The organism is Labrenzia sp. THAF187b, from assembly GCF_009363375.1.
Classification (GTDB): Bacteria; Pseudomonadota; Alphaproteobacteria; order Rhizobiales; family Stappiaceae; genus Roseibium; species Roseibium algicola.
Genome location: NZ_CP045344.1, coordinates 4,963,938 through 4,989,278 on the forward strand (window position 1 = coordinate 4,963,938; position 25,341 = coordinate 4,989,278).

At 58.6% G+C, this 25,341-nt stretch carries 19 protein-coding genes; 7 read left to right on the forward strand and 12 right to left on the reverse strand.

Annotated features, from left to right (window positions below; genetic code table 11):
• Window positions 1-94: 94 nt before the first annotated feature.
• A complete protein-coding gene (locus FIV03_RS22745; protein ID WP_023004030.1) occupies window positions 95-1,822 on the reverse strand; it encodes an EAL domain-containing protein in 1,728 nt (575 codons plus the stop codon).
• A gap of 77 nt (window positions 1,823-1,899) precedes the next feature.
• On the opposite strand from FIV03_RS22745, the gene FIV03_RS22750 reads away from it, so the two are divergent.
• A complete protein-coding gene (locus tag FIV03_RS22750; RefSeq protein ID WP_023004029.1) occupies window positions 1,900-2,799 on the forward strand; it encodes a sugar kinase in 900 nt (299 codons plus the stop codon).
• A gap of 177 nt (window positions 2,800-2,976) precedes the next feature.
• The gene (locus FIV03_RS22755) at window positions 2,977-4,152 is read left to right on the forward strand and encodes a hypothetical protein (RefSeq protein WP_209009759.1); all 1,176 of its coding nucleotides are present in this window, start codon (window positions 2,977-2,979) and stop codon (window positions 4,150-4,152) included.
• A gap of 73 nt (window positions 4,153-4,225) precedes the next feature.
• Here the strand turns inward: FIV03_RS22755 and FIV03_RS22760 are convergent, their stop codons facing one another.
• The 3 genes from FIV03_RS22760 to FIV03_RS22770 form a co-directional block, all read right to left on the reverse strand.
• Window positions 4,226-6,013: an ABC transporter ATP-binding protein gene (locus tag FIV03_RS22760; RefSeq protein ID WP_152511077.1), complete on the reverse strand. Its 1,788-nt coding sequence runs from the start codon at window positions 6,011-6,013 to the stop codon at window positions 4,226-4,228.
• Window positions 6,014-6,133: 120 nt separating this feature from the next.
• Window positions 6,134-7,915, reverse strand: coding sequence for an aspartate--tRNA ligase (gene aspS, locus FIV03_RS22765; RefSeq protein WP_152511078.1), 1,782 nt, complete (start codon window positions 7,913-7,915; stop codon window positions 6,134-6,136).
• A 163-nt stretch (window positions 7,916-8,078) separates the two neighbouring features.
• Window positions 8,079-8,705 (reverse strand): ParA family protein, encoded by a 627-nt coding sequence (locus tag FIV03_RS22770; protein ID WP_031270746.1) that lies wholly within the window; start codon window positions 8,703-8,705, stop codon window positions 8,079-8,081.
• A 146-nt stretch (window positions 8,706-8,851) separates the two neighbouring features.
• Here FIV03_RS22770 and rnd point away from each other — a divergent pair, with 146 nt between their 5' ends.
• The gene (gene rnd / locus FIV03_RS22775; protein WP_152511079.1) at window positions 8,852-10,036 is read left to right on the forward strand and encodes a ribonuclease D; all 1,185 of its coding nucleotides are present in this window, start codon (window positions 8,852-8,854) and stop codon (window positions 10,034-10,036) included.
• A 47-nt stretch (window positions 10,037-10,083) separates the two neighbouring features.
• Here rnd and FIV03_RS22780 read toward each other — a convergent pair whose 3' ends face one another.
• From FIV03_RS22780 to FIV03_RS22795, 4 genes are all read right to left on the reverse strand, one after another.
• Window positions 10,084-11,604 carry a Ppx/GppA phosphatase family protein gene (locus tag FIV03_RS22780; RefSeq protein ID WP_077290081.1) on the reverse strand — a complete coding sequence of 507 codons (1,521 nt, stop codon included), beginning with the start codon at window positions 11,602-11,604 and terminating at the stop codon, window positions 10,084-10,086.
• Between the two features lies 1 nt (window position 11,605).
• Window positions 11,606-13,828, reverse strand: coding sequence for an RNA degradosome polyphosphate kinase (locus FIV03_RS22785; protein ID WP_152511080.1), 2,223 nt, complete (start codon window positions 13,826-13,828; stop codon window positions 11,606-11,608).
• A gap of 133 nt (window positions 13,829-13,961) precedes the next feature.
• Window positions 13,962-14,642, reverse strand: coding sequence for a DnaA/Hda family protein (locus FIV03_RS22790; protein ID WP_055653703.1), 681 nt, complete (start codon window positions 14,640-14,642; stop codon window positions 13,962-13,964).
• 3 nt (window positions 14,643-14,645) lie between these two features.
• A complete protein-coding gene (locus tag FIV03_RS22795) occupies window positions 14,646-15,743 on the reverse strand; it encodes an AI-2E family transporter (RefSeq protein ID WP_152511081.1) in 1,098 nt (365 codons plus the stop codon).
• A 314-nt stretch (window positions 15,744-16,057) separates the two neighbouring features.
• Between FIV03_RS22795 and purM the strand changes: the two genes are divergently transcribed.
• Window positions 16,058-17,134 (forward strand): phosphoribosylformylglycinamidine cyclo-ligase, encoded by a 1,077-nt coding sequence (gene purM, locus FIV03_RS22800; RefSeq protein ID WP_152511082.1) that lies wholly within the window; start codon window positions 16,058-16,060, stop codon window positions 17,132-17,134.
• Window positions 17,131-17,778, forward strand: coding sequence for a phosphoribosylglycinamide formyltransferase (gene purN, locus FIV03_RS22805; protein ID WP_152511083.1), 648 nt, complete (start codon window positions 17,131-17,133; stop codon window positions 17,776-17,778). Before purM ends, purN begins: the two co-directional genes overlap by 4 nt.
• Window positions 17,779-17,864: 86 nt before the next feature.
• Here the strand turns inward: purN and FIV03_RS22810 are convergent, their stop codons facing one another.
• The gene (locus FIV03_RS22810) at window positions 17,865-19,361 is read right to left on the reverse strand and encodes a phage tail sheath C-terminal domain-containing protein (protein WP_152511084.1); all 1,497 of its coding nucleotides are present in this window, start codon (window positions 19,359-19,361) and stop codon (window positions 17,865-17,867) included.
• 219 nt (window positions 19,362-19,580) lie between these two features.
• Here FIV03_RS22810 and FIV03_RS22815 point away from each other — a divergent pair, with 219 nt between their 5' ends.
• Window positions 19,581-21,197 carry a Na/Pi symporter gene (locus FIV03_RS22815; RefSeq protein ID WP_152511085.1) on the forward strand — a complete coding sequence of 539 codons (1,617 nt, stop codon included), beginning with the start codon at window positions 19,581-19,583 and terminating at the stop codon, window positions 21,195-21,197.
• A 31-nt stretch (window positions 21,198-21,228) separates the two neighbouring features.
• On the opposite strand, the gene FIV03_RS22820 is transcribed toward FIV03_RS22815, so the two are convergent.
• Genes FIV03_RS22820 through FIV03_RS22830 form a run of 3 tightly spaced genes read right to left on the reverse strand, consistent with a single transcriptional unit; the run spans window position 21,229 to window position 24,126 of the window.
• Window positions 21,229-21,987 carry an ABC transporter ATP-binding protein gene (locus FIV03_RS22820; RefSeq protein WP_055653694.1) on the reverse strand — a complete coding sequence of 253 codons (759 nt, stop codon included), beginning with the start codon at window positions 21,985-21,987 and terminating at the stop codon, window positions 21,229-21,231.
• A complete protein-coding gene (locus FIV03_RS22825; protein ID WP_152511086.1) occupies window positions 21,981-23,045 on the reverse strand; it encodes an iron ABC transporter permease in 1,065 nt (354 codons plus the stop codon). Before FIV03_RS22825 ends, FIV03_RS22820 begins: the two co-directional genes overlap by 7 nt.
• A gap of 1 nt (window position 23,046) precedes the next feature.
• Window positions 23,047-24,126, reverse strand: a complete 1,080-nt coding sequence (locus FIV03_RS22830; protein ID WP_023004013.1) for an ABC transporter substrate-binding protein — start codon at window positions 24,124-24,126, stop codon at window positions 23,047-23,049.
• A gap of 187 nt (window positions 24,127-24,313) precedes the next feature.
• Here FIV03_RS22830 and FIV03_RS22835 point away from each other — a divergent pair, with 187 nt between their 5' ends.
• The gene (locus FIV03_RS22835) at window positions 24,314-25,111 is read left to right on the forward strand and encodes a class I SAM-dependent methyltransferase (RefSeq protein WP_152511087.1); all 798 of its coding nucleotides are present in this window, start codon (window positions 24,314-24,316) and stop codon (window positions 25,109-25,111) included.
• Window positions 25,112-25,341 lie beyond the last annotated feature (230 nt).

The following is a 25,341-nucleotide window of genomic DNA, read 5'->3' on the forward strand; positions in this document are numbered from 1 at the left end:
ACACTGGCACGGGCAAGAGCCTGTGCCAACAGACAGAACCTGATTTTATCGAAATCGATCCGGGTAAAAAAAAGGAGCCAGCCGGAAGGCAGGATCAGGCTGCAGCGTTCTTGCGCATCGCAGCTTCGTTTGCCGCCTGTTCAGCGGCGGCAGCTTCCGCTGCCAGCCGCGAACGCTCATTGGCTTCTTCATCGGTACGTTCTGCAAAGGCGATGAATTCATCGGCCGGCATGGGGGCTGCGAAGAAGTACCCCTGGGCAGCGGTAACGCCAAGTTCAAGCAACCGGTCGATCTGCTCTTCCATCTCGACACCTTCGGCAATGATGCCCATGCCCAGATTGTCGGCCAGTTCAACCATGGAATCGACGATGGTCGTCGAGTTGTCGTCCGACCCGATGGTATCGATGAACATCTTGTCGATCTTGATGATGTCGACGCCCAGTTTCTGCAGGTAAGCCATGCCGCCGTGGCCGGTGCCAACGTCGTCCAGCGCCACACGCACACCCAGGGCCTGCAGTTCCGCGATGATCTTGCGGGCGAGTTCCATATCTTCCAGCGGATGGCGTTCGGTCACTTCCACGACGATCTGCTGGAAGGAAATCCGGGACTTTTCGAAGATCGAGCGGATATCGGAAATGATTTCGCGATCCAGGAAGTGCCCCGCGAAAAGGTTGATCGAGAGCTTCAGGTCCGGATTGTCGCCATAAAGATCCCCGATTTCCTCCGACGATACGCGCATCATGTGGCGGGTCATGTCGAAGATATGGCCGTTGTTTTCGGCATAAGCCATGAACTGGCCCGGTGAAACGATCATGCCGTTTGGACGGCGCCAGCGCATCAGGATCTCGCAGCCGCGCAACCGGCCGCTCTCGATGTCCATGACAGGCTGATAGTAGGGGATGAACTCGCCGTTGCGGATCGCGGCGATGAATTCGTCGTCGGCCTCCCGCTCCGGACGCCAGGACAACCAGACGCCGATGGCAACGAACAGAAGCGCAATGCCGGCACAGGCGGCGGCGGCAACAACCTTCAGATCCTGCACGACATTGCCGGCGGCCGAAATCGGTGCGGTGATCGTCGCGACCAGCGGATAGAGCTGCGAGGAGACCTCGACAGACAGGATTTGCGAAGGATCGGTCGCCTCGGAGTTATAACCGCCGATACTGTACCAGAGCAGATTGTTGCCGAGGCGCAGTTCGGCCCTGCGATAGGAGCGCAGATATTCCGGGCCGGGATCGATGGCAATCACGGCAGGCGTCACTTCCGCGAACAGACGGGTCTGGTCCTTGAGATCCCAGCTGATCACCGCCGCGCGAGCCCCAAGGTAGTTGCGGTCCAGCATGCCGATACCGACCAGCGGGCCGTCTTCGCGCATCGGAGGAAGAACGACCTTTCCGGCCAGATCTCGATCCGGAATGATGCACATGCGTTGACCGGCCGCGTCCGCCAGCCCGATGGCGTCGATCATGCCGTGCTCAACGATCTGTTTTTCGTAGATACCCCGGTCTTCGGCGCTACAGGTTTGCACGTCGTCACGGTCCAGTCGCTGCAGCAGCGAGACGGTCGTGGAAATAGCCTCTTCGGCGCGATGGATAGCCACATTTCCCATGGCTTCCATTTCGACGACGGCGCGGCGTTCCGCATATTGGTTGAGGATGACGTTGATCGCAAAAAGCGGAGCAGTCGCCAGCGCAAGGGCGATCAGCACCGTTTTTACAAAACCAACATAGCGGAAAGACAAGTCGCAGGCCTGTTCGTGAATAAACTCTTTCTGACCATGGCTGATCTGGGTAAACAAGGACTGAAGATTCAGCAGTTTCATTCAGATCAAAGCGACCTGCCTCATTGCCGTGTTAGCTGCAGGACAGACGAGATAAAGCCGGACTTCGGGAGGGTTACATGCAGGCATTGTTTATTGGACAAGCCTATATCGACGTTACGTTTTTGACCGACCAGCTGCCGACGGGCGACGAAAAGACAATTGCCCGGGATTACGCGATCAGTTTCGGCGGCAATGCCGTTACAGCGGCGTTCTGCTGCGCCAAACTGGGTGGCAAGCCGGAACTGTTATGTTCACAGGCGGATGACTGGCTGGCGCGGATGTTCCTGGACATGGCCGCGGCCTACGGCATTTCCATTCACGGGCGCAAGGTGCGCGAGAGTTCGCTCTCCTTCATCATGCCGAAGGGAGGCAAGCGTGCCATCGTGCGCTGCCGCGACAACGAATTCCTGCATCCTTTCCCTCCCCTCACGCTTACCGGCATGAAGGCATTGCATCTGGATGGCCACATGCCGGATGCAGCCCTCCACTATGCGACCACATGCAAGAACCTCGGCATTCTGACGTCTCTCGACGGAGGTGCGGTTCGCGAGAACACGGACGAGCTTCTGAACCAGATCGACATTGCGGTCGTTTCCGAACGGTTCTGCCAGCAGCTTGGCATGTCGACCGGCGAGACCCTGGCGTATTTGCGCACCAAGAACTGTCCTGTCGGCGCTGTCACGCTCGGCGACGAAGGCATGGTCTGGTACGAAGCCGGCGGTCCGGACAAGGTTATGCCGGCCCTGAATGTACCCTTGTCGAAAGTGGTCGATTCCAACGGGGCCGGCGATGTGTTCCATGGCGCCTATGTTGCGTCCTACCTGCAATGGCCGGAAAGAAGCTGGGATCAGCACTTCCGCTTTGCACGTGGTGCCTCGACCCATGCGATCCAGCACCTGGGCAACGAAGCCAGCCTGCCGACACTGGAAGACATCGAACGCGCCAACAGCACCTTCCTTGAAAAGGCAGCTGCCTGACACAATCAGCCCCGGCAAAGCACTGGCTACAACGCCTTCGCGTTTCAACCGGGGAAAGTGTGACGCAGGACATATTTTGTTCGAATAAGCCCGGCTATTGCTTCAACCGGCTTTCGCCTTGCCACACTGTGGAACTTACCCCAGAGTGGGATCACCTCTATTTCGTGGAGATTTTCAATGATGTTTTCCCGTTCGCCCCGGATCGCAGCCGGTCTGACAGCCGCTGTCAGTCTGCTCGCTCTACAAGCCTCTCCGGCTCTTGCCTTCGATCCGTCCGGGAACGAGATTGCCGATGCGTTCCTGTCACTGCTGGACGCTGAAAAAGGCACCGTCGAGAGCTATGGTTCGGTTGACGAAGCAGGTGGCGCCGTCACGCTCAGCGACATCGTCATCAGCAAGGAAGACGAGGAAGGCGCCAGCGTCACCATCGCTTCCACCGTGCTGACTGGTGGCGAAATCCAGGCTGACGGCCGGCTCAAACTGGCAAGTCTCGACATGAGCAACCTTCAGCTCACGGCCGAGGACGGCGGCATGTCGCTGGCAGACCTCAAGGTTACGGAACTTCTCTTGCCCACGCCGGAAGAAGCTGCGTCCGATACGCCGCCGGTCGGGCCCGGCTACAAGACGTTTGAAGCCAACAGCATCCAGATCCGCGATGAAGACAACCAGATTGCCGACATCGCAAAAATCTCGTCTTCGATCGATGCCATGGACGGCGATCTTCCGACGGCCGGCAGTTTCGCCGTGACCGGCGCCACGATTGATGTGAAGGAACTGGAATCGAAGGAAACCAAGTCCCTCACGGATCTCGGTTATGAAACCCTGACTGTTGATGTTGCCGGGTCAGGCAAGTGGGATCCGGAAGCAGCCACGCTTGTGGTCCCGGAACTCAAGATCGATGCCAAGGAAGCCGCCAGCCTGTCGCTTTCCTTCTCCATGGGCGGGGTTACCCGGGAAGTGGTCACCCAGCTCAACGAAAAGTCGGAGAAGCCGGAAGAAGCGATGGCGCTTCTGCAGAACGTGACCATCGAAAATGCCAAGATCCGGCTGGACGACGCCTCTTTGACGGGACGCGTTCTGGATCAGGAATCGAAAAAGGCCGGTGTTGACACGCCAACCTATGTAGCTGGCCTCACCGGCACGCTGCCGATGATGCTTGGCATGCTGCAGAACAAGGAACTGGAAGGCAAGGTCGCTCAGGCTGTGACCCAGTTCCTGAACACCCCGGGCTCGCTGGAACTGACGGCAGCACCTGGTGCGCCGGTTCCCCTGTCCCAGATCATGGGAACGGCGATGTTCGCGCCCCAGATGATCCCGCAGATCCTTTCAGTTGGCATCACCGCCAACCAGTAACTCTGCCTTCAAACAGCAAAAAAGCCCGGACCTTGTCCGGGCTTTTCTTGTTTGTGCGTTCAAGAATGCAGGTTTACTCGGCTGCCTCGTTCCGGCTCTGGAACTGCAGTTCGCACAGGCGCCGATATATGCCGTCGTGCTCGAACAATTCGTCATGCGTGCCGCTTTCAAGGACGCGGCCCCTGTCCAGAACGAGTATCTTGTGCGCGTGGCGAACCGTGCTGAGCCGATGGGCGATCACAAGCGTCGTGCGACCTTCCATCAGTGTTTCGAGCGCGGACTGGATCTTGGCCTCGGATTCCGCGTCGAGAGCAGAGGTCGCCTCGTCCAGCAACAGGATCGGCGCATCAAGCAGCATGGCGCGCGCGATGGCAACCCGCTGACGCTGACCGCCGGACAATCGACCGCCGCCGTCGCCTGCCAACGAGTTGTAGCCTTCAGGCAATTCGAGGATGAAGTCATGGGCGTTTGCCGCCTTTGCCGCCACCTCGATCTCTTCCTGCGTGGCATCGGGCCTGCCGATTGCGATGTTGTCGCGGATGCTGATGTTGAAGAGGTAGGAGTCCTGACTGACGTAGGCAATGTTACGGCGCAGGGAACCCATCGTCACCGATTTGATCGGCTGGCCGTCGACGCAGATCGTACCTTCCTGCGGATCGTAGAAACGCTCGATCAAGGCAAAGACCGTTGATTTCCCGGCGCCGGATGCACCAACCAGTGCCGTTGTCTTGCCGCCCTCAGCGGTCAAGGTCAGCCCGTTCAGGGCAGCACCTTCGCCGTAGGAGAACTTGACGTCCTTCAGTTCGATCTGCCCGCTATCAACCTTGAGGTCCGGGGCATTTTCGACCTGCTCCAGATCCGGCTGCTCGTCGATCAATTCGTACATTAGACGAACCCCGACCAGCGCCTTGCTGAGATTGACATTCAGGCGGGCCAGACGGCGCGCCGGATCATACGCAAGCAGCAGGGCGGTGATGAATGCGAAGAACGCACCGGGGTCCTTGCCCAGTTCCACCACCGAATATCCTCCGTAGAAGATAACCAGTGCAATCGCGAACCCGCCGAGGGATTCCATCAGCGGCGAGGTCCGCGCCGTTAGCGCTGCGATCTTGTTGGACTGGCGCTCGACTTCAGAGACGGATGTCGCCATCCGCTGCTGCATCGTCTGCTCCATTCGGAAAGACTTGACGATGCGAATACCCAGTACGGTTTCCTGCAGGGTGGAGCCAATCTTGGCGTTCGAAACCACCTGCCGCTTGGCGTAGGTCTTCACCCGCTTGACCAGAAAACTGACACCAACGACGATCGGCGGCATGATCACCAGTGCGAGCAGGCTCATCAGGGGATCCTGGACAATCATCACGCCGACGAGACCGATCAGGGTCAGAATATCCCGGCCAAGGCTGAGCACGATCATGTCGATGACCGAACGGGCACTGCCGGCACCCGTGTTCACGCGAATGCCCAGTTCCGGCAGGGACATCCGGTCGTAGTAGGCCTGGTCCTGCATGGTCAGCCGCTTGAACAAGCGGTTCTGAAGGTCGGCAACAATCGCGTTGCCTACCCTTGAGAGAACGACCATCTGACCGTAAGTCGAGGCGCCCTTGAGGGTGAAGATGCAGATGACCGCTCCGGCGATGACATAGATCATCTGCTTGTCGCGGTTGATGAACACCTCGTTGATGACATCCTTCATGATCCAGGCACTTGCGGCGGTCGTCGCCGCTACCATGCCCATGAAAACGAAGGCCACCATGTAGCGTGGTATGTAGGCCCGGAGATTTTCGCTCAACAGGCGCTTGATGACTTGGACCGTGCCATCCGGATCTTTCCAGATCTCCCATTTTGCAGGGTTGAGCACTGTAAGCCGCCTTTCCAAAAACTCGCTAAGCTTAGCACGACTGAGGCCGGCTAGGCCGGCCTCAAGCCTCTGTTGCAGAGGGTTATCCCTATTTAACGGTCACCCGCAAGTAGGTTGTTATCAGGCGTCCGGCAAGTTCAGACGCAAATGCAGATCGCGAAGCTGAGCCGATGTCGGTTCGCTCGGTGCGCCCATCATCAGGTCTTCCGCCTTCTGGTTCATCGGGAAGAGCATGACTTCACGGATGTTGGCTTCATCAGCCATCAGCATGACCATGCGGTCGATGCCGGCCGCGCAGCCGCCGTGCGGAGGAGCGCCATACTGGAATGCATTGACCATGCCGCCGAAGCGCTTGTCGACTTCCTCAGCCGGATAGCCGGCAATTTCGAAGGCCTTGTACATGATCTCCGGCTTGTGGTTCCGGATCGCGCCGGAAACCAGCTCGTGACCGTTGCAGGCCAGATCGTACTGATAACCGCGAACATCCAGAGGATCGCCTTCCAAAGCTTCCATTCCGCCCTGAGGCATGGAGAACGGGTTGTGTTCGAAATCGATCTCGCCGGTTTCCTCATCGCGCTCGTAGATCGGGAAATCCACGATCCAGGCAAATTCGAACCGGTCCTTGTCGGTATGGCCAAGCTCTTCGCCAATGATGACACGGGCCTTGCCTGCGACCGGCTCGAACTGCTTCGGCTTGCCGCCGAGGAAGAAGGCCGCATCACCGACGTCGAGACCCAGCTGGGTGCGGATCGCTTCGGTGCGCTCGGGACCAATGTTCTTGGCCAGCGGACCGGCAGCTTCCATGGAACCGTCTTCAGCCTTGCGCCAGAAGATGTAGCCCATGCCCGGCAGGCCCTGCTCCTGGGCGAACTTGTTCATGCGGTCGCAGAACTTGCGGCTTCCGCCCTTCGGTGCCGGGATGGCGCGGATCTCGGTGCCCGGCTGCTCCAGCAGCTTGGCAAAGATTGCAAAACCGGACCCTGCAAAATGCTCGGAGACGATTTCCATCTTGATCGGGTTTCTGAGGTCCGGCTTGTCGGTGCCGTACCAGAGAGCTGAATCCTTGTAGGAAATCTGCGGCCAGTCGCGGTTGACCGGACGGCCGTTGCCGAAACGCTCGAAACAGCCTGCAATCACCGGCTCGATGGTATCGAACACGTCCTGCTGTGTGACGAAGGACATTTCCATGTCGAGCTGGTAGAAGTCGGTCGGTGAGCGATCGGCACGCGGGTCTTCATCGCGGAAACACGGCGCGATCTGGAAGTACTTGTCGAAGCCGGAGACCATCAGCAGCTGCTTGAACTGCTGCGGTGCCTGCGGCAGGGCGTAGAACTTGCCGGGGTGCAGACGAGACGGAACCAGAAAGTCACGCGCGCCCTCAGGGGAAGATGCCGTGATGATCGGCGTCTGGAATTCGTTGAAGCCGATGTTCCACATGCGGTCACGCAGATCGCGCACCACGTTGGAGCGCAGGATCATGTTCTGGTGCAGCTTCTCGCGGCGCAGATCCAGGAAACGGTACTTCAGACGAACTTCTTCCGGATAGTCCAGATCACCGAAGACCGGCAGCGGCAATTCCTTCGCCGCACCCAGGATTTCCATCTCGCGGATGAAGACTTCAATGTCACCGGTCGGAAGTTCGGCGTTGATGGTTTCGTCGGTGCGCTTCTTCACGTTTCCGTCGATGCGGATACACCATTCGGAGCGCACGGATTCGGCCAGTTTGAAGGCCGCAGAGTCGGGGTCGACCACGCACTGGGTGACACCGTAATGATCGCGCAGATCGATGAACAGCACCCCGCCATGATCGCGGACCCTGTGGACCCAGCCGGAAAGACGGATAGTCTGGCCTTCGTCGGACAGACGGAGGTCACCGCATGTGTGACTACGGTAGGGGTGCATTCTAATTCCTCGACATTTTTCTTGGCATAGAAAATCGTTACGGCCCGCTGGAGGCAGGCCGAGTCCGGCTGCACAATCCATGTTGCGGGACGAAAGTCAAGGGAAAGGCTTGCGGTAGGCTTGCCTCTCCCCTTTTGAACGCGAAACGGTTCGGGAATTTCTCTCAGGCGTCGACTGCTTGCAACAGTGGATGCCACTGGCCGCGGATCTCGTGGGAACTGGCATCGGAATAGTCGAATACGCCAGACCCGGCTGCGGCATGGCGGGCATATATCACCCGATCAGATATCCGGGCAAGCAGCGGATAGCCCTTTTTGGCGAGCAACTGCTCCAGATCGGCAACCTGGTTTGACCGGCGATCGATCCGGTTTGCGACGACGTGAATATCGGCCTTGCCCTTGCGCACGCGCTTGATATCGGAAATGCCGTCGAGAAACTTCAAGGTAGCGTCCCAGTCGAAGGCTGACGCAAGCACCGGAACGATGATATCGGACGACTCCGCGATCAGGTTCTTGGCCAGCTCCGATCGAAGCCCGCCGGGTCCGTCGATGACTATTGCGTCCAGATGCTTGTCCTTGTCACCGATAGCCTCCTCCTTGCTCCAGTTGAGGCCTTCGATCTGTGCGAGGCCCTTTGGGCGGCGCTTGACCCAGGAAAGGCTCGACTTCTGCCGGTCCGCATCGGCAAGTGCAACATCTTCGCCACGGGCGGCGAGCGCAACGGCAAGATTCGTGGCGAGGGTCGTCTTGCCGCAACCGCCCTTTGAATTCACCACCAGTATCTTGCGCATTTCCACTCCCCTGTGTGTTCTTTTGCGGACGCTCGCTTAAGCTTCAACATAGGCGCACAAAATGCGCCTTTTCAAGAGCTTCAAGCGCGAAAATTACCATTTCGTGGCGACAAAGCGGCAGAACTCGGGTATAGCTGTCCGTCACCATGCATGTGATTACAAAAACAAAAGATCTCGCCGCTGCGTGCCAGCGTCTTGCCGCTCATGATTACGTGACTGTCGACACGGAGTTTCTCCGTGAGACAACCTTTTGGCCCAAGCTCTGCGTCATCCAGATGGCAGGGCCTGACATGGCCTTCATCGTCGATGCCCTGTCCGAAGGGCTGGACCTTGAACCCTTTTTCGAGCTTATGCGCGACGGCAATGTGACAAAAGTTTTTCACGCTGCCCGCCAGGATATCGAAATCATCTATCATCTCGGAGAACTTATCCCGGCCCCGCTGTTCGACACTCAAGTCGCGGCCATGGTTTGCGGCTTTGGTGATTCCATTTCCTACGACCAGCTTGTCTACAAGGTGACCGGCGCCCGGATCGACAAGTCGTCCCGCTTTACCGACTGGGCCCGCAGGCCGCTGACGGCAAAGCAACTGGATTATGCGCTGGCGGACGTCACGCATCTGCGCGACGCCTATCAGTTCCTGAAAGCGAATCTCGCCGAACAGGACCGCAGCCACTGGGTTCAGGACGAAATGCAGGTGCTGACATCCATCAACACCTACCGTACGGATCCCGAACAGGCCTGGAAACGGCTGAAGCTTCGGGTGCGCAAGCCGGTTGAACTGGCCGTGATGATGGAAGTTGCAGCCTGGCGCGAACGGGAAGCGCAATCACGCGACGTTCCGCGCAGTCGCGTCATCAAGGACGATGCCATCTACGAGCTCGCAGCTCAGCAGCCCCAGGACGCAGAATCGCTCGCGCGCCTCAGAACCATTCCGCGCGGCTTCGAGCGTTCAAAGTCCGCAGACGAGATCCTGAAAGCCGTCAGACGGGCCGTTTCGCTTCCCAAGAACGAAATGCCGAAGCTGCCGAAAGGTCGACAGGCACCGGATGGTTCAGCGGCCGCTGTCGACCTCCTGAAGGTTCTTCTGAAACTTGTCAGCGAGGCCCATGGCGTTGCTGCCAAGGTCATAGCCACAGTGGATGATCTTGAAAAGATCGCCGCGGATGATGCTGCCGATGTGGCAGCCATGAAGGGCTGGCGGCGCGAGCTTTTCGGCGAAACCGCGCTCAAGCTCAAGCGCGGCGAAGTCGCCCTCGCCTTCCAGGAACGTCAGATCGTCGCGATTGATCAGCCGCGGCAGGCGAACGTTGAATCGGAAGCGGCAGAGTAATCTCTGCCGCCTGCCTCCCCAGCCTCAGTTCCGCAGCCCCCCAGAAATCAGCCGGCGTTTACAGCAACATCGACATCGATGACCTTGCTGAGCTGGTTCGCACGCTTGCGCAGGCGTTCACCGTCGAGATCGGCAAGGTCCTTGCCGAGATCCAGCGACAACCCTGTTTCCGATTTGGTGATGCCGACCTTCGGCAACATGCCGGCAATGGAAGCACTCAAAAGAGACGCCACCCGCATGGTAGCGCCAAGAACCTTGGCGCGGATGCGCAGACGGTCTGTAAACAGCTCCCGGATGACCGGTGAAAGATCGCCCTCGCGCAGACCCTGGTGGCGATAGAAAACGGCTGCCGCAAGATAAGCGCGACTGGCATGATCCAGCCCGACGAAAGATGCGTTCGAAATGATATTGAGGCTCTGCTCGCCGCGATAATCGGGATGGGCGCGCCAGCCGATGTCGGAGAGCAGACACGCCGCGTGGCGAAGCCGTGTCTCGTTGGCGGTTTCCTCGATGCCAAGTTCCTTGAACAGCTTGTCCGTCCAGACAATCAGCTCTTCCGCGTGCGCAGGTGAGCGCGCACGCAGCGTGCACAGTTCGCGTGCAGCTTCAATCACCGGGTCATGTGCCTGCATTTCCAAAGGCAGCTTTTCATGGAGCAGGCCTTCACGAACACCGGTTGCGGAGAAGACCAGGCGCTCCGCCTTCATCGACGTCAGCACCTGCTCCAGCACGACTGCACCGATCGGCACCAGCGGACGGCGCTGTTTGGAAACGATCTCCGCCAGTTCCACCCCTTCAAGGTTGGGAATGGCGATACGCTTGCAGAAGGCAATCGCCTCTTCCGCACTGATTTCATAATTGTGCATCACGTGCAGCGGGTAATTGTTCTGCATCAGATGCAGACGGCCCAGCGACCGCCACGTGCCGCCAACGGCATAGAATGTCCGTTCACCGGGAGCCAGGTCAGGCCACTGAAAGTCCTTGAGAGCCGCTTCGGTGATCTTCTGTGCCTTGGCGATCTTGCCTTCGGCCTCTTCCGAAAGCCGCAGCCCGCCAAGGGGGAACGTCGCTCCCGTGCCGGGCTTGTTGTCGGCAATTTCCACCAGCTCCAGACTGCCGCCCCCCATGTCGCCGACAATGCCGCGCGGCTGCCAGAACCCGGCAATCACACCAAGAGCGGAATAATAGGCCTCTTCATTGCCATCGAGGATGCGAACCGGCGCCTCCAGAAACCGTTCGACCTCGCGCACGAAATCAGGACCGTTTTCCGCATCGCGCGCCGCAGCCGTCGCCACGATATAGATGTCCTGACAGCCGGTATGCTTGATCAGGGTCTTGAAGCGGGTCAGTTCACCGAGAGCCAGGCTGACGGAATCGTCTGCCAGACGGCCGGTCGCCGCAATGCCCTTGCCGAGTCCTGCCAGCAGCTTTTCGTTGAACAGCATGGTCGGAGTGCGGGCCTTGCGCTCGTAAATCACGAGGCGCACGGAGTTGGAACCGATGTCCACGACTGCGACAGGTCCGGACCCGTTGAGCCGGCCACGTGCCGGATGAAACTCAGCAGTCATGCTAACCTCGTTTTTGCCGTTCCAGGAACGGCCTCGGCCGATCGCTCTTCAATGATTTGCCTCTGCCGGAAAGCGAGGGGTTCGTCATGAAATACTGATGCGCATTGAAGGGTTCCTCATTGGCGTTCGGAACGATGCGCTCATGGCTGCCGTCCGACAGAATGCGCCAGCTTTGCTGGTTGTCCTTCAGGTTGGCCACCATGATCTGGTCCAGAACCTGTTCGTGCACGGTCGGTGTCTTGAGCGGTGCCAGGACCTCGACCCGCCGGTCGATGTTACGCGGCATCAGATCGGCCGAGCCGATATAGACGTGTGCCTCGGGAGACGGCAGTCCCTGGCCGTTGCCAAAGCAGTAGATGCGAGAATGCTCCAGGAAACGTCCGACAATGGATTTCACCCGAATGTTGTCGGACAGACCCGGAATGCCCGGACGCAGGCAGCAAATGCCGCGAATGATCAGATCGATCTGAACCCCTGCCTGGCTTGCGCGATAAAGGGCATCGATGATCGCCGGATCCACAAGGGAATTCATCTTCCACCAGATCTGCGCGGGGCGGCCTGCGCGGGCGTGCTCGATCTCGTTCTCGGTCATTTCCAGCATGCGCTGACGCAGGTTGACCGGAGACACCATGAGGTTGTTCAGTTCCGCCGGTTGAGCGTAACCGGTGATGAAGTTGAACACCCGGGCCGCATCCTCGGCAATGCCGGGATCATCAGTGAAGAAGGAAAGATCCTCGTATATCCGCGCCGTGATCGGGTGATAGTTTCCTGTCCCGATGTGGCAATAGGTCTTGAGCTGACCGTGCTCGCGCTTGATGACCATGGAGAGCTTGGAGTGCGTTTTCAGCTCGATGAAGCCGAAGACGACCTGTACCCCTGCCCGCTCCAGATCGCGCGCCCACTTGATATTCGCTTCCTCGTCGAACCTGGCCTTGAGCTCTACCAGTGCGGTAACGGATTTGCCGGCTTCGGCCGCCTCAGCCAAAGCCTTCACGATGGGGCTGTCGTTGGAGGTGCGATAGAGCGTCTGCTTGATCGCCACCACATCCGGATCACGCGCGGCCTGCCGCAGATACTGAACCACCACGTCGAAGGATTCATACGGGTGGTGGACGATGATGTCCTTCTGGTGGATCGCCGCAAGACAATCGCCGCCGTGTTCACGAATGCGCTCCGGAAAGCGGGCGGTATAGGGCTGGAACTTCAGGTCAGGCCGCTCGAGGTCTACGATCTGGGACAGGTTGTTGAGCGCAAGCAACCCGTTTGCAAGGAAGATCTCGCTTTGCCCGACATGCAGCGCTTCGCCCACGAACTCACGCAGCGCCGGTGGTGTGGTTTCCTGGATTTCCAGACGGATCACCGAGCCCCGGCGGCGGCGGCGCAAAGCGCTCTCGAACAGACGAACGAGGTCTTCCGCTTCTTCTTCGATTTCAAGATCGCTGTCCCGAATGACGCGGAACGCCCCCTTGCCCCGGATCTCGTAGCCTGGAAACAAGCGCCCGATGAAGAGGCTGACGACTTTCTCGATTGCGATGAACCGGGCAGCGCCATCTTCGCCGTTTGGCAACTGAACGAAGCGGTCAACCTGGCTCGGAATTCTGAGCAGAGCAATCATGCCGCGCCCACCGGAAGTTGGCGCCAGTTCAAAGACGATGGAAAAGCCAAGGTTCGGAATGAACGGGAACGGATGCGCCGGATCGATGGCAAGCGGCGTCAGAACCGGGAAGACATAAGCAAGGAAATAGTCTTGCAGCCAGGCCTTGTCCGCCTGGTCGAGCGTGTCGCCCTGCGGGATCTCGATCCCCTTGTCGGCAATCTCCCGGCGCAGCTCCACCCAGATCTTCTGCTGGGACGCCTGAAGGTCACGCACGGCATCGCTGATCTTCTGAAGCTGCTCGGTCGGCGTCAGGCCGTCGTCGGACAGATTGGTAACGTCAGCCCGCTGCTGACCACGCAGGCCGGCCACGCGCACCATGAAAAATTCATCGAGATTGTTGGCGGAGATCGACAGGAACCGAACGCGCTCAAGCAGCGGATGGTTCGGGTTCATGGCTTCTTCCAGAACCCGGAGATTGAACTGGAGCCAGGACAGCTCCCGGTTCATGAACCTGGCCGGAGATGTAGCCAGCTCACCTTCCGGTGTCAGTTCCGGCACGGTTCCCTTTGCATCGGAAGCAACTGTGGAGGCAGGCAGAATGTCCGAAAGATCAGGGGCTTCGTTCATGGCATCATCCCTTGTTCCGCGCAGCTTCCGCTTCAATCCGGCAAAACCGGGCACGCCCATTCTGCCTCAACGCCGCCGTGACTAACATGAACTTCTGAGCGGGCAAATGACAGTCCTGTGGCAGCATTGGCGATTATTGGCCTTTATGCACATTTTCCAAGACCCGCCCGGCAAGTGGTTTCGTGATCTTGACACGCCCGGCAAGAGCCTCCTGATCGATCGCCTCGACGGCGCGCATGGCGACCTCGAGCGAACGTTCCATTCGCACCACAAGATAGTCGACGACACCTTGATCGACCGCAATCTGCCGGTCGGCAAACAACTTCACCAGAACACGGCGAAGGAGATCATCGTCCGGCTCCAGAATTTCGACAGGCGTGGCCGCGCGCAGGCGGGACTGCAGGTCCGGAAGGGAAATTTTCCAGCTGGCAGGCCAGGTGCGGCTGGTGATGAGCACCGTCTTGCCCGCCTGACGCGCTGCGTTGAGAAGGTGGAACAGGGCCGTGTTGTCGATGCCCAGGTGCGCATCCTCGATCACGGCAGCGGGTGCGGCAACGAGTGTTTCCACGGACTGCGGATCGAGCTTGGAAGCAGCCAGAACGGCAGCGCCGGTCTCATCCTGAAAAGCCTGGACCAGATGGGTTTTTCCCGCGCCGACGGGGCCTGCAAGTACAACGACCGGAGATGGCCAGTCCGGCCAGCGTTCCAGCAATTCGAACGCAGCCCGGTTGGAGCCTCCAACCAGATAGTCGTCACGGCTCAAGGCCGCTTCATGCGGCAATTCCAAAGGCAACTGGCGCGGTGTTTCCACCATTTTCTACTCTGATACCTGTTCTTCTTGCCCCGATACGGGATGACCGGTTCCCCGATAGACCGGGCTTGCGAGATACTGCTTCAGGGCAAAGCGTGCAAGCACGCCGATCATCGCGGCGGCTGGAACCGCAATCAACATCCCCACAAATCCAAAGAGATATCCAAAGGCAAACAAGGCAAACATGAGCGTAACAGGATGCAGACCCGTGCTTTCGCCAACAAGTTTGGGCTGCAGGATATTGCCCTCCAGAAACTGACCGACGCCAAAGATCGCGGCGACTGCGATAATCCAGGGCCATTCCGGCCAGAATTGGACAAGCGCCACACCGATGGACAGGACTAGCCCCAACCCGGCCCCGACGAAGGGAATGAAACTGACGAGACCAGCCACCATTCCGATCAGGAGACCGAAGTTCAGCCCGATCAGCGCCAGAGAAACAGCGTAAAACGATCCCAGGATAAGACAGACCGACACCTGCCCGCGCACGAAACCGGCAACAGCCTGATCCATTTCCTTTGCAAGACCGCGGATTTCTGCCAGATGATCGCGCGGTAGCCAGCTGTCGATACGCGCGACCATGCGGTCCCAGTCGAGCAAAAGATAGAATGCAACGACCGGCGTAATGACGAAGAGCGACAGGATCGACAGCAACGCCTGACCGCCGCTCCAGAGCGACTGGGCCAGCTTGCCGACGAAAGAAGCCCCCTGCCCGATGAGATTGGACATGGAGGACTGGAGGTCTTCCGCATTGATGCCCGCGACGGACGCCAGGTCGGCCGGAAAGTTATCCGACAGCAATGCCTGCAGCTTGCGGATCAGCTCCGGGAACTTTTCCAGGAAAAGGGCAAGCTGATTGCCCAACAGCGGCAAAAGCAGGATGAAGAACATCACGAGGATGAGGACGAAGGCGAACAGGATTGTCAGCGTCGCCCACATACGCCCCATGCCCAGTTTTTCCAGACGGTCGCAAACCGGGTCCAGCAGATAGGCAACGGCCATCCCCGCCACGAAGGGCAGAAGCACGCTGGAAAAGACGTACAGAAAAAGGCAGAAGACAATGAGAGAGATCAGCCAGAACTGTACCTGACGGCGAAGTGTCATGAATGGCGCTCCTCGGTTGTTCCGGCGCGTGAATATGGCTTTCCTGCGGACATGGGATTAAACCCTGCCTCGGGTCAAGTCCAGAATAGTCAGCCTTGCACGGTCCTGGCCCGGCACGGCGGCCCGCCAGCCTTGCTGTTTGCCGGCAATGCACTTTCTGGTGGTTGAAGGGGCAAGACAGCCAAGAAAGATGCGGAAGTTGCCCCGCCATCTGTTCTTAAGCCCTGCGCATAGCCGCTCGCCTCTTGTGTTCCTTGGCAGCAGACTGTAATCCGCACTGGCACAGCCAACCGCACGCAGTCTCGGAGTGCCCCATGAGCGAATCCTCTGGTCCCAACGGCCTGACCTATGCCGATGCAGGTGTCGATATCGATGCCGGAAACGAACTGGTGAACCGCATCAAGCCGCTGGTCAAGGCAACCTCACGCCCCGGGGCCGACAGCGACATCGGTGGTTTCGGCGGCCTGTTCGATCTGAAGGGCGCAGGGTTTCAGGACCCGATCCTGGTTGCGGCCAATGACGGCGTTGGCACGAAGCTGAAGATTGCCATTGAAACCGGTCAGCACCGCACTGTGGGCATCGACCTCGTGGCCATGTGCGTCAACGATCTGGTGGTTCAGGGCGCAGAACCGCTGTTCTTCCTCGACTACTTCGCAACAGGCGCGCTGGACGTGGCAACCGCAACGGATGTGGTGGCAGGTATTGCGGACGGCTGCAAGATGGCCGGAGCCGCACTGATCGGCGGCGAAACGGCTGAAATGCCGGGCATGTATGTGGAAGGTGACTACGATCTCGCCGGTTTTTCTGTTGGAGCGGTTGAACGTGGCGCGATCCTGCCGCGGCCGGATGTCGCCGAAGGCGATGTGCTGCTTGGCCTTGCCTCTTCCGGTGTCCATTCCAACGGCTATTCCATGGTCCGCAAGATTGTCGAGCTGTCCGGCATGACCTGGTCGGATGCAGCGCCGTTCGCGGCCGGAAAGACACTCGGCGAAGCTCTGATGGAGCCGACCCGCATTTACGTCAAGCCGCTGCTTGCCGCCCTGAAGGAAACATCCGGCATCAAGGCGCTTGCCCATATCACCGGCGGTGGTCTGCCGGAAAACCTGCCGCGCGTCCTGCCGAAAAACTGTTCCGCGCGCATCGACCTCACCCAGATCAACGTTCCACCGGTGTTCGGCTGGCTCGCCAAATCGGGCGGAGTGGCCGAAAAGGAAATGCTGCGCACCTTCAACTGCGGCACCGGCATGGTGATTGTCGTCGCCGCGGATGCGGCGGACGCGGTTGCCGACGTCCTTGCCAAGGCTGGGGAAACGGTTAGCAAGATCGGCGTCATCGAAGCTGAAGGCGCAGCACCGGTGCTGTTTGACGGCAGCCTGGACCTTGGCGCATGAGCCGCAAGAAGACTGCCATCCTGATCTCAGGACGCGGCTCCAACATGAGCGCGCTGATTTCCGCGGCAATGTCTCCCGACTATCCCGCCGAAATCTCGCTAGTCCTGTCCAACCGACCTGACGCCAAGGGGCTGGAACGGGCCGCTGAGCTGGGCATTGCAACGGCAGTTGTCGACCACAAGGACCATGCAGGTGATCGGGAAGCGTTCGAAAAATCGGTAGATGCCGTTTTGAAGGACCACAAGATCGACCTGGTCGCCCTTGCCGGTTTCATGCGTATCCTGACCCCCTACCTGGTAAATACCTGGGCGGGCAGGATGATCAACATCCATCCGGCTCTCCTGCCCTCTTTCAAAGGCCTTGCCACACATGAGCGGGCCTTGCAGGAAGGTGTCAAGTTGCATGGTGCCACCGTGCATTATGTGTCTGCTGAAATGGACGATGGTCCGATCATCATGCAGGGAGCCGTACCGGTTCTGGACAATGACACCCCTGACACGTTGGCTGCCCGTGTGCTGGACGTTGAACACCAGATCTACCCCAAGGCGCTTTCCATGGTTGCCAGCGGCAAGGCCAAGGTGTCGGGAGCACGGGTAACCGGCAGCGGCGACAGCAAAGAGACGGAAACGCTCATCTGGCCGTAGGCCGGACGGCTTTCCTCGCTTGCAGCAAAACGATCGCAATTTTTTCAGACCGATCCTGACGCGCCTAACGGATCTGTTCCCTCCGGCTAGCCTTTCTGAACCTGCTGCTGGAACGACAGGACAATGAATTCCGCCGGCCGCAAGAGCGAAACCTTCACCACCACGTTCATGCAACCGGCCTGAACATCGGCGCCTGTCATGGTCGTCCCAAGGCCGACGTCGACACCGTAGGCATCTTCTGGCGAAGCGCCCGCGAGAGCCCCTTGTTTCCATAGCCCGTTGAGGAAATTTTCGATCATCGATTTCACCGTTTTCCAGGTCGGAGCGGTGTTTGGCTTAAAGACGAAAGGATCCAGCGCCGCCTTGATCGATTGTTCCAGCATGATCGCGGTTCGGCGGATATTCACATAGCGCCATTCCGAGCTGTTACCGTCCAGCGTGCGTGCTCCCCACACCACATTACCTCGCTCGGGAAACGACCGGATCGCGTTCACGGCTTTTCCGTCCAACGGAGTGTTCAGGTCTTCCTGCTCCGCATCGGAAATGGATACGCAAGGCGACACGACTGAATTAAGGCCGAGATTTGCCGGCGCTTTCCAGACACCATGCTGGGCGTCTGTCGCTGCATATGCACCTGCCAGCGCACCTGACGGGGGCATGACATTTATTGCTTTTACAGCTTGCAAGAGAAGCTCGTTGTAGCGCTTTGAAAGGCTCTGCAAGATCTTGTGGGTTTTGAATTTCTCCTCTTCGGAGATGTCGTCGTCCTCAAGTGATTTCACCGCCTTATCGAAAGCGGCTTTCCGGGCCTCATCGGCCTGAATGGAAGTCTCCCGGCCAACATGATCGAAGAAGGCCTTGCGCGTACCAGCCGAAACGTTTTCGAAGGTTATCGACCCCGCACCAAAGTAAGACGTATTCAACCAGGGATAATAGGCAGCAGCAAAGCTCATATCTTCCGCTGCGAGCAAGGTTCGCAGGCCGCTTTTTCCCGAGATTACGTCATTCTCGTCTAAAGTTCGCTCCCTGTCCCCATCGAACACGTCGACTATGGCGAAACGGTTTTGCAAGTCTGTACAATGGGCAAGGCATCTATTGCTGACGGTCTTGTAGTCTTCTGACGACAACAACACCGCGTCGGGTATCACGATGACCGACGGTTCCTGAAGCTTGGCAAGCTCTCGCCAGACAGGTTCACCGAAATCCTCCACGGACTTGATAAGAGCGGGGTCTCCCGCGCCGTAACATCCAACCGACAAGATCCAGCAACCACGTCCTCCATTTTCGAAGAAGAGTCCCATGGCCGCATGCAAATTGAAGCGGCTTGCTTCCTCCAGGTCCAGAGCCGGCTTGCCATCCTGCAGGCTGAAGTCGAAACGAAACATGGGCCCCACGCCGAAACGGGCCTCGAATTCCGACATCGAGGAGATCCGCACCGGAATGCCGGTCACATCCTTGCCATCCACAATTGCCTTTTCCGTGTAGCCGACAAAGACCGCAACGCTCGTCGGGACCTGCACGATCGTGTTTGGGAAGGAGTTCAGCTCGGAGACATAAACACCCGGGGCCTCATACTTCTTCATTGCTCTCTTCCTCGTAGCGCGTCATCCGGCAGGAGCTTGATAAGCCTGACAGGTTCAAGCTCCCACAGTCGCGCCGGCGAACAAAGGACTTTCTGCCTCAAGTTGCAGATGCTCCATGAAGCACCCTTCGCTTTATTCTGAAGCTCAAGGATCGCAAATGCGTAGCGGATAGTATCTTGACTGATTGTGGGCGTTTAACCTGTCGGATAACGTGCCTGCATGTTTTTGAGTTTCATGTCGGCGCTTGGTGGCGTCGGGTTGTTTCTGATCGGTATGCTGCTACTGACCGACGGGTTGAAAGCCCTGGCGGCACAGCGCATGCGCGACGTGTTGTCCAGGTTTACCTCAACGCCCTTGTCGGGCGCCGTGACGGGTGCTCTCACCACCGCAGTCATCCAGTCATCCAGTGCAACCACAGTTGCCGCTGTCGGCTTTGTCGCTTCCGGCCTCCTCACCTTTCCCCAGGCGCTCGGCGTCATCTTCGGTGCCAACGTCGGCACGACCCTGACAGGGTGGCTGGTTGCGGTTCTCGGCTTCAAGCTGGATCTTGGCCAGATTGCCCTGCCCTTCGTGTTTTTTGGCGCGATTGCACGCCTGGCATTTCGTGGCCGGATCGCACTCGCAGGCCAGGCGCTCGCGGGCTTTTGCCTGATCTTTATCGGCATCGAACACATGAAAGACGGTCTGGACGCCTTCAGCGGTGTGGTAACCCCGACCGACTTTCCGCCGGACACACTCTTCGGCCGGCTGCAGCTGGTGTTGATCGGCATGCTGATCACCATCGTGACACAGTCCTCCAGCGCAGGCATTGCAACGGCGCTGGCTGCACTTGGTGCCGGTGCGATCAACTTTCCGCAAGCAGCGGCGCTGGTAATCGGCATGGACGTCGGAACCACATTCACGGCAGCTTTGGCGACCATCGGCGGTGGCACCATGGCCCGACGTACGGGCTACGCGCATGTGATCTACAACGTCATGACCGGTTTCATGGCGTTTTTCCTTCTAGGGCCGTTTCAGCTTGTGGCCGGGGTGTTGACCGGAAACGGCGACAGCCAGATTGCGCTTGTCGCTTTTCACAGTTTCTTCAATGCGCTCGGCGTCGTTTTGGTGCTTCCACTTGCACGGCCATTCGCCCGGTTGATCGAACATCTCGTTCCCGAAAAAGGCTCCGATCTGACCAGCCGTCTGGATCCGCTCGTGTTGCGGGACCCGCACGCAGCCGCGTCCCTGGCAGGGCAGACCGTCACACATCTGGAAACCTTGATCATCGAACGCCTGCGCAATCGGCTGGGCGCAAAGTCATCTGCTTATGAAGAACTGGATCGGGAAGATCTGGCCAAGGCCATCGCGGAAACACGGACATATCTGGACAAGATCATCGTTCCACCGAACGACAGGGCCTTTCAGGAGGAACTGAAAGGCCTGTTTCACATTCTCGACCACTTGAGCCGCCTTCTCTACCGCTGCGACCAGCAGCAGCGGATCGACGAGCTGTCTTTGGATCACCGGCTCAAGCGCCTGGCGGGCCTGCTTCTCGGTGCCACAGACATTTCCACCAGTCAAAAGGACGCCAAGACACAGGAGAAGACGCTGGACCGGTTGCGGCTGCTGATGCGCCGACAACGCCGCCTCAATCGTGACCGGCTGATTGCAATGGCCGCTGCCGATGCGGTCCCGGCGGAAACAGTCTGGCTGAAACTGGATGCCCTGCGTTGGCTGCACAGGGTTTCCTATCACCTGTGGCGGATCCGGTTGCACCAGAATGTACTTCTGGATGCGAACCGGGATCTGGCCTCGACTGTCGAAGAAGCCCGCATAGACGTCGACCAGGATTGATCGGCGTCGGCCTTCGGCCGATCACACGCCGTCAGGCAGCGGACCGGTCGATGATGACGTGATTTTCGCCGCGCGAACAGGCCTCCACGCGTGCCTCCACTCGGTAGATGTCACGCAGCATCGCTGACGTGATGACATCTTCGGACGGGCCGGCTGCGACGAGACGCCCTTCGGCAATCACCATGGTGTTCCGGCAGAACCGCAGGGCATGATTTAGATCGTGCAAGGCAATCAGAACCAGGGTGCCCTGGCGGCGTGCCAGGTCGCGCATGAAGTTCAGAACCTCGACTTGCCGGTAGAGATCCAGCGCGGAGGTCGGTTCGTCCATCATCAAAACTTCCGGACGGCGCACCAGTGCCTGCGCAATCGAAACCAGCTGACGCTGACCGCCGGAGAGTTCGCCAAGGTTCCGGAACGCCAGGCTATCGATCTGAAGCGCTTTCAGGATCTGGTCGATTTCGACGAGTTCCGAGTCCTTTACACGCCAGCCCTCACCCTGTTTGGCAGCCAGCAGAACGGATTCATAAACCGTCAGGACGGCATTGGCGTGGGTATCCTGGGGCATGTAGCGGATGGCATCCCGGGGCGCTGCCCGGTTGCCGGCCAGCACGACATCGCCGGGGCCTTTCAGCAGACCGGAGATGCGCTTGAACAAGGTCGATTTGCCGGCCGCGTTGGGACCGATCACCGCTGTCAGTTCACCGCCGGAGAAGACCGGTGTCGTGACCCCTTCGACCGCAAGAGTGGAGCCATAGCGTGCGCCAACCCCTTTCAGCTGCAACGTTACCATGACTGCCTCCGGTCCGCGAAAATAAGCGCGAAGAAGAATGGAACCCCGACAAGCGCGGTGATGACGCCGATGGGCAGGATCGCCCCTGGAAGAATGATCTTGGAAACGACCGAAGTTGCCGACAGCATCAGGGAACCGCACAAGATGGCCGCAGGCAGGAAGAAACGCTGGTCTTCTCCGACCAGCATCCGGGCAATGTGCGGTCCGACAAGCCCGACGAACCCGATTGTCCCGACAAAGGAGACGGGGATCGCCGCCAGCAGGCTGACGCCGAGCAGCGTTTTCAGCCGCAGCGACCTGATGTTGACGCCGAAACTCGCCGCCTTGACGTCGCCGAGCCGAAGGGCTGTCAGAGCCCAGGAATGCCGCGCGAAGAACGGAACGCAGACAACAAGAATGATGAAGGTCGCCAGAACCTTGCCCCATGTCGCCTTGGTCAGCGACCCCATGGTCCAGAAGACGACCGCAGCCAGCGCCTGTTCGGAAGCAAGATATTCCAGCAGCGACAGCAGCGCGTTGAACGTGAAGACCAGTGCGATCCCCAGAAGAACGATGGTCTGAACAGTCACGCCCCGTACAGTGGACAGCAGATAGATGAACAGCGAAGCCGCCATGGCCATCAGGAAAGCATTGATCGGGACCATGTATTGCACTGCGGCCGGAAAGATCGCGACGCCGGCGACAAGACCCAGGGCCGCGCCGAAACTGGCAGCAGCGGAGATGCCTAGCGTGAAGGGGCTGGCCAGCGGATTGGCAAGGATCGTCTGCATCTGCGCCCCCGCGAGGGACAGGCAGCCCCCAACGGTGATCGCCATCAGCGCGATCGGCATGCGAATGTCCCAAAGGACGACGCGTGTCTGCAGATCGGCGCCGGACGGATTAACCAGGGCGGAAAGCACTTCCGACAGCGGATAGCGGGCCGGTCCGATGGCCAGATCCAAAGAAAAGCTGAACGCCAGAGCGACGATCAGCCCGCAAATAACCAGAATGCGCCTGAACGCAAGGGCGCGGTAAAGACCGCGCCCCTCCTCAGTCGGAACGATTTCCGAAACCGCCATATTATTTACTCGAGTTCAGCGAAACGAAGTAGCCTGGCCGGTAGTCGATCGGCAGGAAGCGGTCGTGCAATTCCTGGAAAGTCGCTTCCGGGTCAAGGTCAGCAAAGAGTTCCGGATGCAGCCATTTTGCGATCTGCTGAACAGCGACGAACTGGTACGGGCTGTTGTAGAACTGGTGCCAGATGGCATGGACATTGTTGTCCCGGACCGCCTTGACGCCAGTAAAGCCCGGACGTTCCATCAGGCCAGCCAGCTTGTCGGCAGATACTTCCGGATCCGCACCGGCACCGACACCAACCCAATTCCCGCCGGGAACATACAGCTCCCAGTTTGCACCGGTCACGATGATCTGGTCCGGATCGGACGCGATGATTTGCTCCGGGTTGACGGTGCCGAAGGTGCCGGGAATGATCTCGGCAGCCATGTTGATGCCGCCGGCCATTTCAACCATTTTGCCAAAATTCTCGTTGCCGAACGACATGCAGCAATCATCGGAATAGCCGCCTGCACGCTCCACGAACACGACGGGTTTCGCGAGGTCTGACTGAGCCGCCAGCTTGTCGGTCACCTTGGCGATCTCGGCTGCCCGGAATTCGATGAATTCCTCGGCCTTGTCTTCCTTGCCGTAGAGCTTGCCGATCAGGCGCATGGACGGCTCGGTGTTTTCCATCGGCTTTTCGCGGAAGTCGACATAGACAACCGGGATGCCGACCTTGCCGAGTTTCTCGATGTAGCCGCCTTCTTCGGTGGCAACCTTGGCGTCGAGGTTCAGGATGATCACGTCAGGCTGGAGCGCAACGGCCTGTTCGACATCGAAAGTGCCGTTCTTCATGCCGCCGAAAGTGGGCAGATCGGCCATTTCCGGATACTTCTCGAGATACTGATGGTACCCGTCGTTGTCCGCCTTCTCGAAATCGTCTCGCCAGCCGACGACACGTTTGAAGGGGTCTTCACCATCCAGCGCGGCGGTGAAATAGATCTGGCGCCCTTCGCCCAGGATGACCTTTTCCACCGGCACTTCGACCTCGACCTCACGGCCGGTAATATCCGTGACCGTTACCACGTCGCCGGCAAGTGCCATTGCCGGAAGAAAAGTAGCCGTTACCAGCAAAGATGCTGCCAAGCTTTTGATTTTGCTCACATCCGCCTCGATTTTTTATTGAGGTTATAAGTTGAGGTTTAAATTCTTGTTTTTGGTATTTTTCCTGAGTATATGAGTCAAGAATTATCTTTTGGAATGGTTCCAAGCAACCGGAGCAATACGCCTGATGAGCGACGCAGACACACTCTCGAATTTCGATCTGCGTGAAGAAATCAAGGAATACTGGGGCAAGCGGGCCGAGACCTTCGACACCCAGCCGGGCCACGAGATTTTTTCCGATGAAGAGCACACCGCCTGGATAAGGCTGTTCGAAAAACATCTGGGCCCGGGCGGCTCCAGGCGCGTTCTTGACCTTGCTTCCGGAACCGGTGTCATCTCGCACCTGCTCGACGATCTCGGCTTTGAGGTGACCGGCATGGACTGGGCGGAACCCATGCTTGCCAAGGCCCGAGAAAAGGCAAGGAAACGCGGGCGCACGATCCGCTTTCTGCTTGGCGATGCCGAACGCACGATGGAAGCGTCCGAAAGCTACGATGCCATAACCTGCCGGCACCTTGTCTGGACCCTGGTCGATCCTGCGGCTGCCTTTACGGAATGGCACCGGGTGCTGAAACCTGGAGGGCAGCTGCTCGTCGTCGACGGAGACTTTGTCAATCCTGGATGGTTCGCGAAGTTGCTTGCAACGTTTTCAAAAACTCGTGCTCGCTTCGGACTGCTCGCGCAACAGGATGCAAAACCGGCAGACATGATGGAAACACATCGCAGCATCCTGTCCCGTGTTCATTTCTCGAAGGGAGCAAGGGCAGAAGCAGTCGTGGAGCTATTGCAACAGGCCGGCTTCACTCAAATCGTTGTCGATACGGATCTGAAAGCCGTGCACCGGGCTCAACGGTGTCACCTGCCTTTCTTCAAGGGCCTGGAAAGAGCAACGCAGCACCGCTACGCAATCTGCGCCAGGAAATGAACCACACCCGACTTGAGTTGCCGATTTGAAAACCAAACCAACTATTCTTGACATGGTGAAAGATTTATTACTCTCATCATAGCAGAAAACATAAAGTCAACTCAAAACACCTAGACAAAACTATTTAAACTTATAATTGCAAGAATAAATTGAACCTTTATTCTTCACCCTACGTTAAGCCGGTATCGATAAGAGTGGATGACAACACAACAATCGAGTATTGCCGATGT

Bases quoted from the DNA above. Each gene is read 5' to 3' on its own strand.
- FIV03_RS22745 (WP_023004030.1), bottom strand. From the start codon at position 1,822: ATGAAACTGCTGAATCTTCAGTCCTTGTTTACCCAGATCAGCCATGGT.
- FIV03_RS22750 (WP_023004029.1), top strand. From the start codon at position 1,900: ATGCAGGCATTGTTTATTGGACAAGCCTATATCGACGTTACGTTTTTG.
- FIV03_RS22755 (WP_209009759.1), top strand. From the start codon at position 2,977: ATGATGTTTTCCCGTTCGCCCCGGATCGCAGCCGGTCTGACAGCCGCT.
- aspS (WP_152511078.1), bottom strand. From the start codon at position 7,915: ATGCACCCCTACCGTAGTCACACATGCGGTGACCTCCGTCTGTCCGAC.
- FIV03_RS22770 (WP_031270746.1), bottom strand. From the start codon at position 8,705: ATGCGCAAGATACTGGTGGTGAATTCAAAGGGCGGTTGCGGCAAGACG.
- rnd (WP_152511079.1), top strand. From the start codon at position 8,852: ATGCATGTGATTACAAAAACAAAAGATCTCGCCGCTGCGTGCCAGCGT.
- FIV03_RS22780 (WP_077290081.1), bottom strand. From the start codon at position 11,604: ATGACTGCTGAGTTTCATCCGGCACGTGGCCGGCTCAACGGGTCCGGA.
- FIV03_RS22785 (WP_152511080.1), bottom strand. From the start codon at position 13,828: ATGAACGAAGCCCCTGATCTTTCGGACATTCTGCCTGCCTCCACAGTT.
- FIV03_RS22790 (WP_055653703.1), bottom strand. From the start codon at position 14,642: ATGGTGGAAACACCGCGCCAGTTGCCTTTGGAATTGCCGCATGAAGCG.
- FIV03_RS22795 (WP_152511081.1), bottom strand. From the start codon at position 15,743: ATGACACTTCGCCGTCAGGTACAGTTCTGGCTGATCTCTCTCATTGTC.
- purM (WP_152511082.1), top strand. From the start codon at position 16,058: ATGAGCGAATCCTCTGGTCCCAACGGCCTGACCTATGCCGATGCAGGT.
- purN (WP_152511083.1), top strand. From the start codon at position 17,131: ATGAGCCGCAAGAAGACTGCCATCCTGATCTCAGGACGCGGCTCCAAC.
- FIV03_RS22810 (WP_152511084.1), bottom strand. From the start codon at position 19,361: ATGAAGAAGTATGAGGCCCCGGGTGTTTATGTCTCCGAGCTGAACTCC.
- FIV03_RS22815 (WP_152511085.1), top strand. From the start codon at position 19,581: ATGTTTTTGAGTTTCATGTCGGCGCTTGGTGGCGTCGGGTTGTTTCTG.
- FIV03_RS22820 (WP_055653694.1), bottom strand. From the start codon at position 21,987: ATGGTAACGTTGCAGCTGAAAGGGGTTGGCGCACGCTATGGCTCCACT.
- FIV03_RS22825 (WP_152511086.1), bottom strand. From the start codon at position 23,045: ATGGCGGTTTCGGAAATCGTTCCGACTGAGGAGGGGCGCGGTCTTTAC.
- FIV03_RS22830 (WP_023004013.1), bottom strand. From the start codon at position 24,126: ATGGCACTTGCCGGCGACGTGGTAACGGTCACGGATATTACCGGCCGT.
- FIV03_RS22835 (WP_152511087.1), top strand. From the start codon at position 24,314: ATGAGCGACGCAGACACACTCTCGAATTTCGATCTGCGTGAAGAAATC.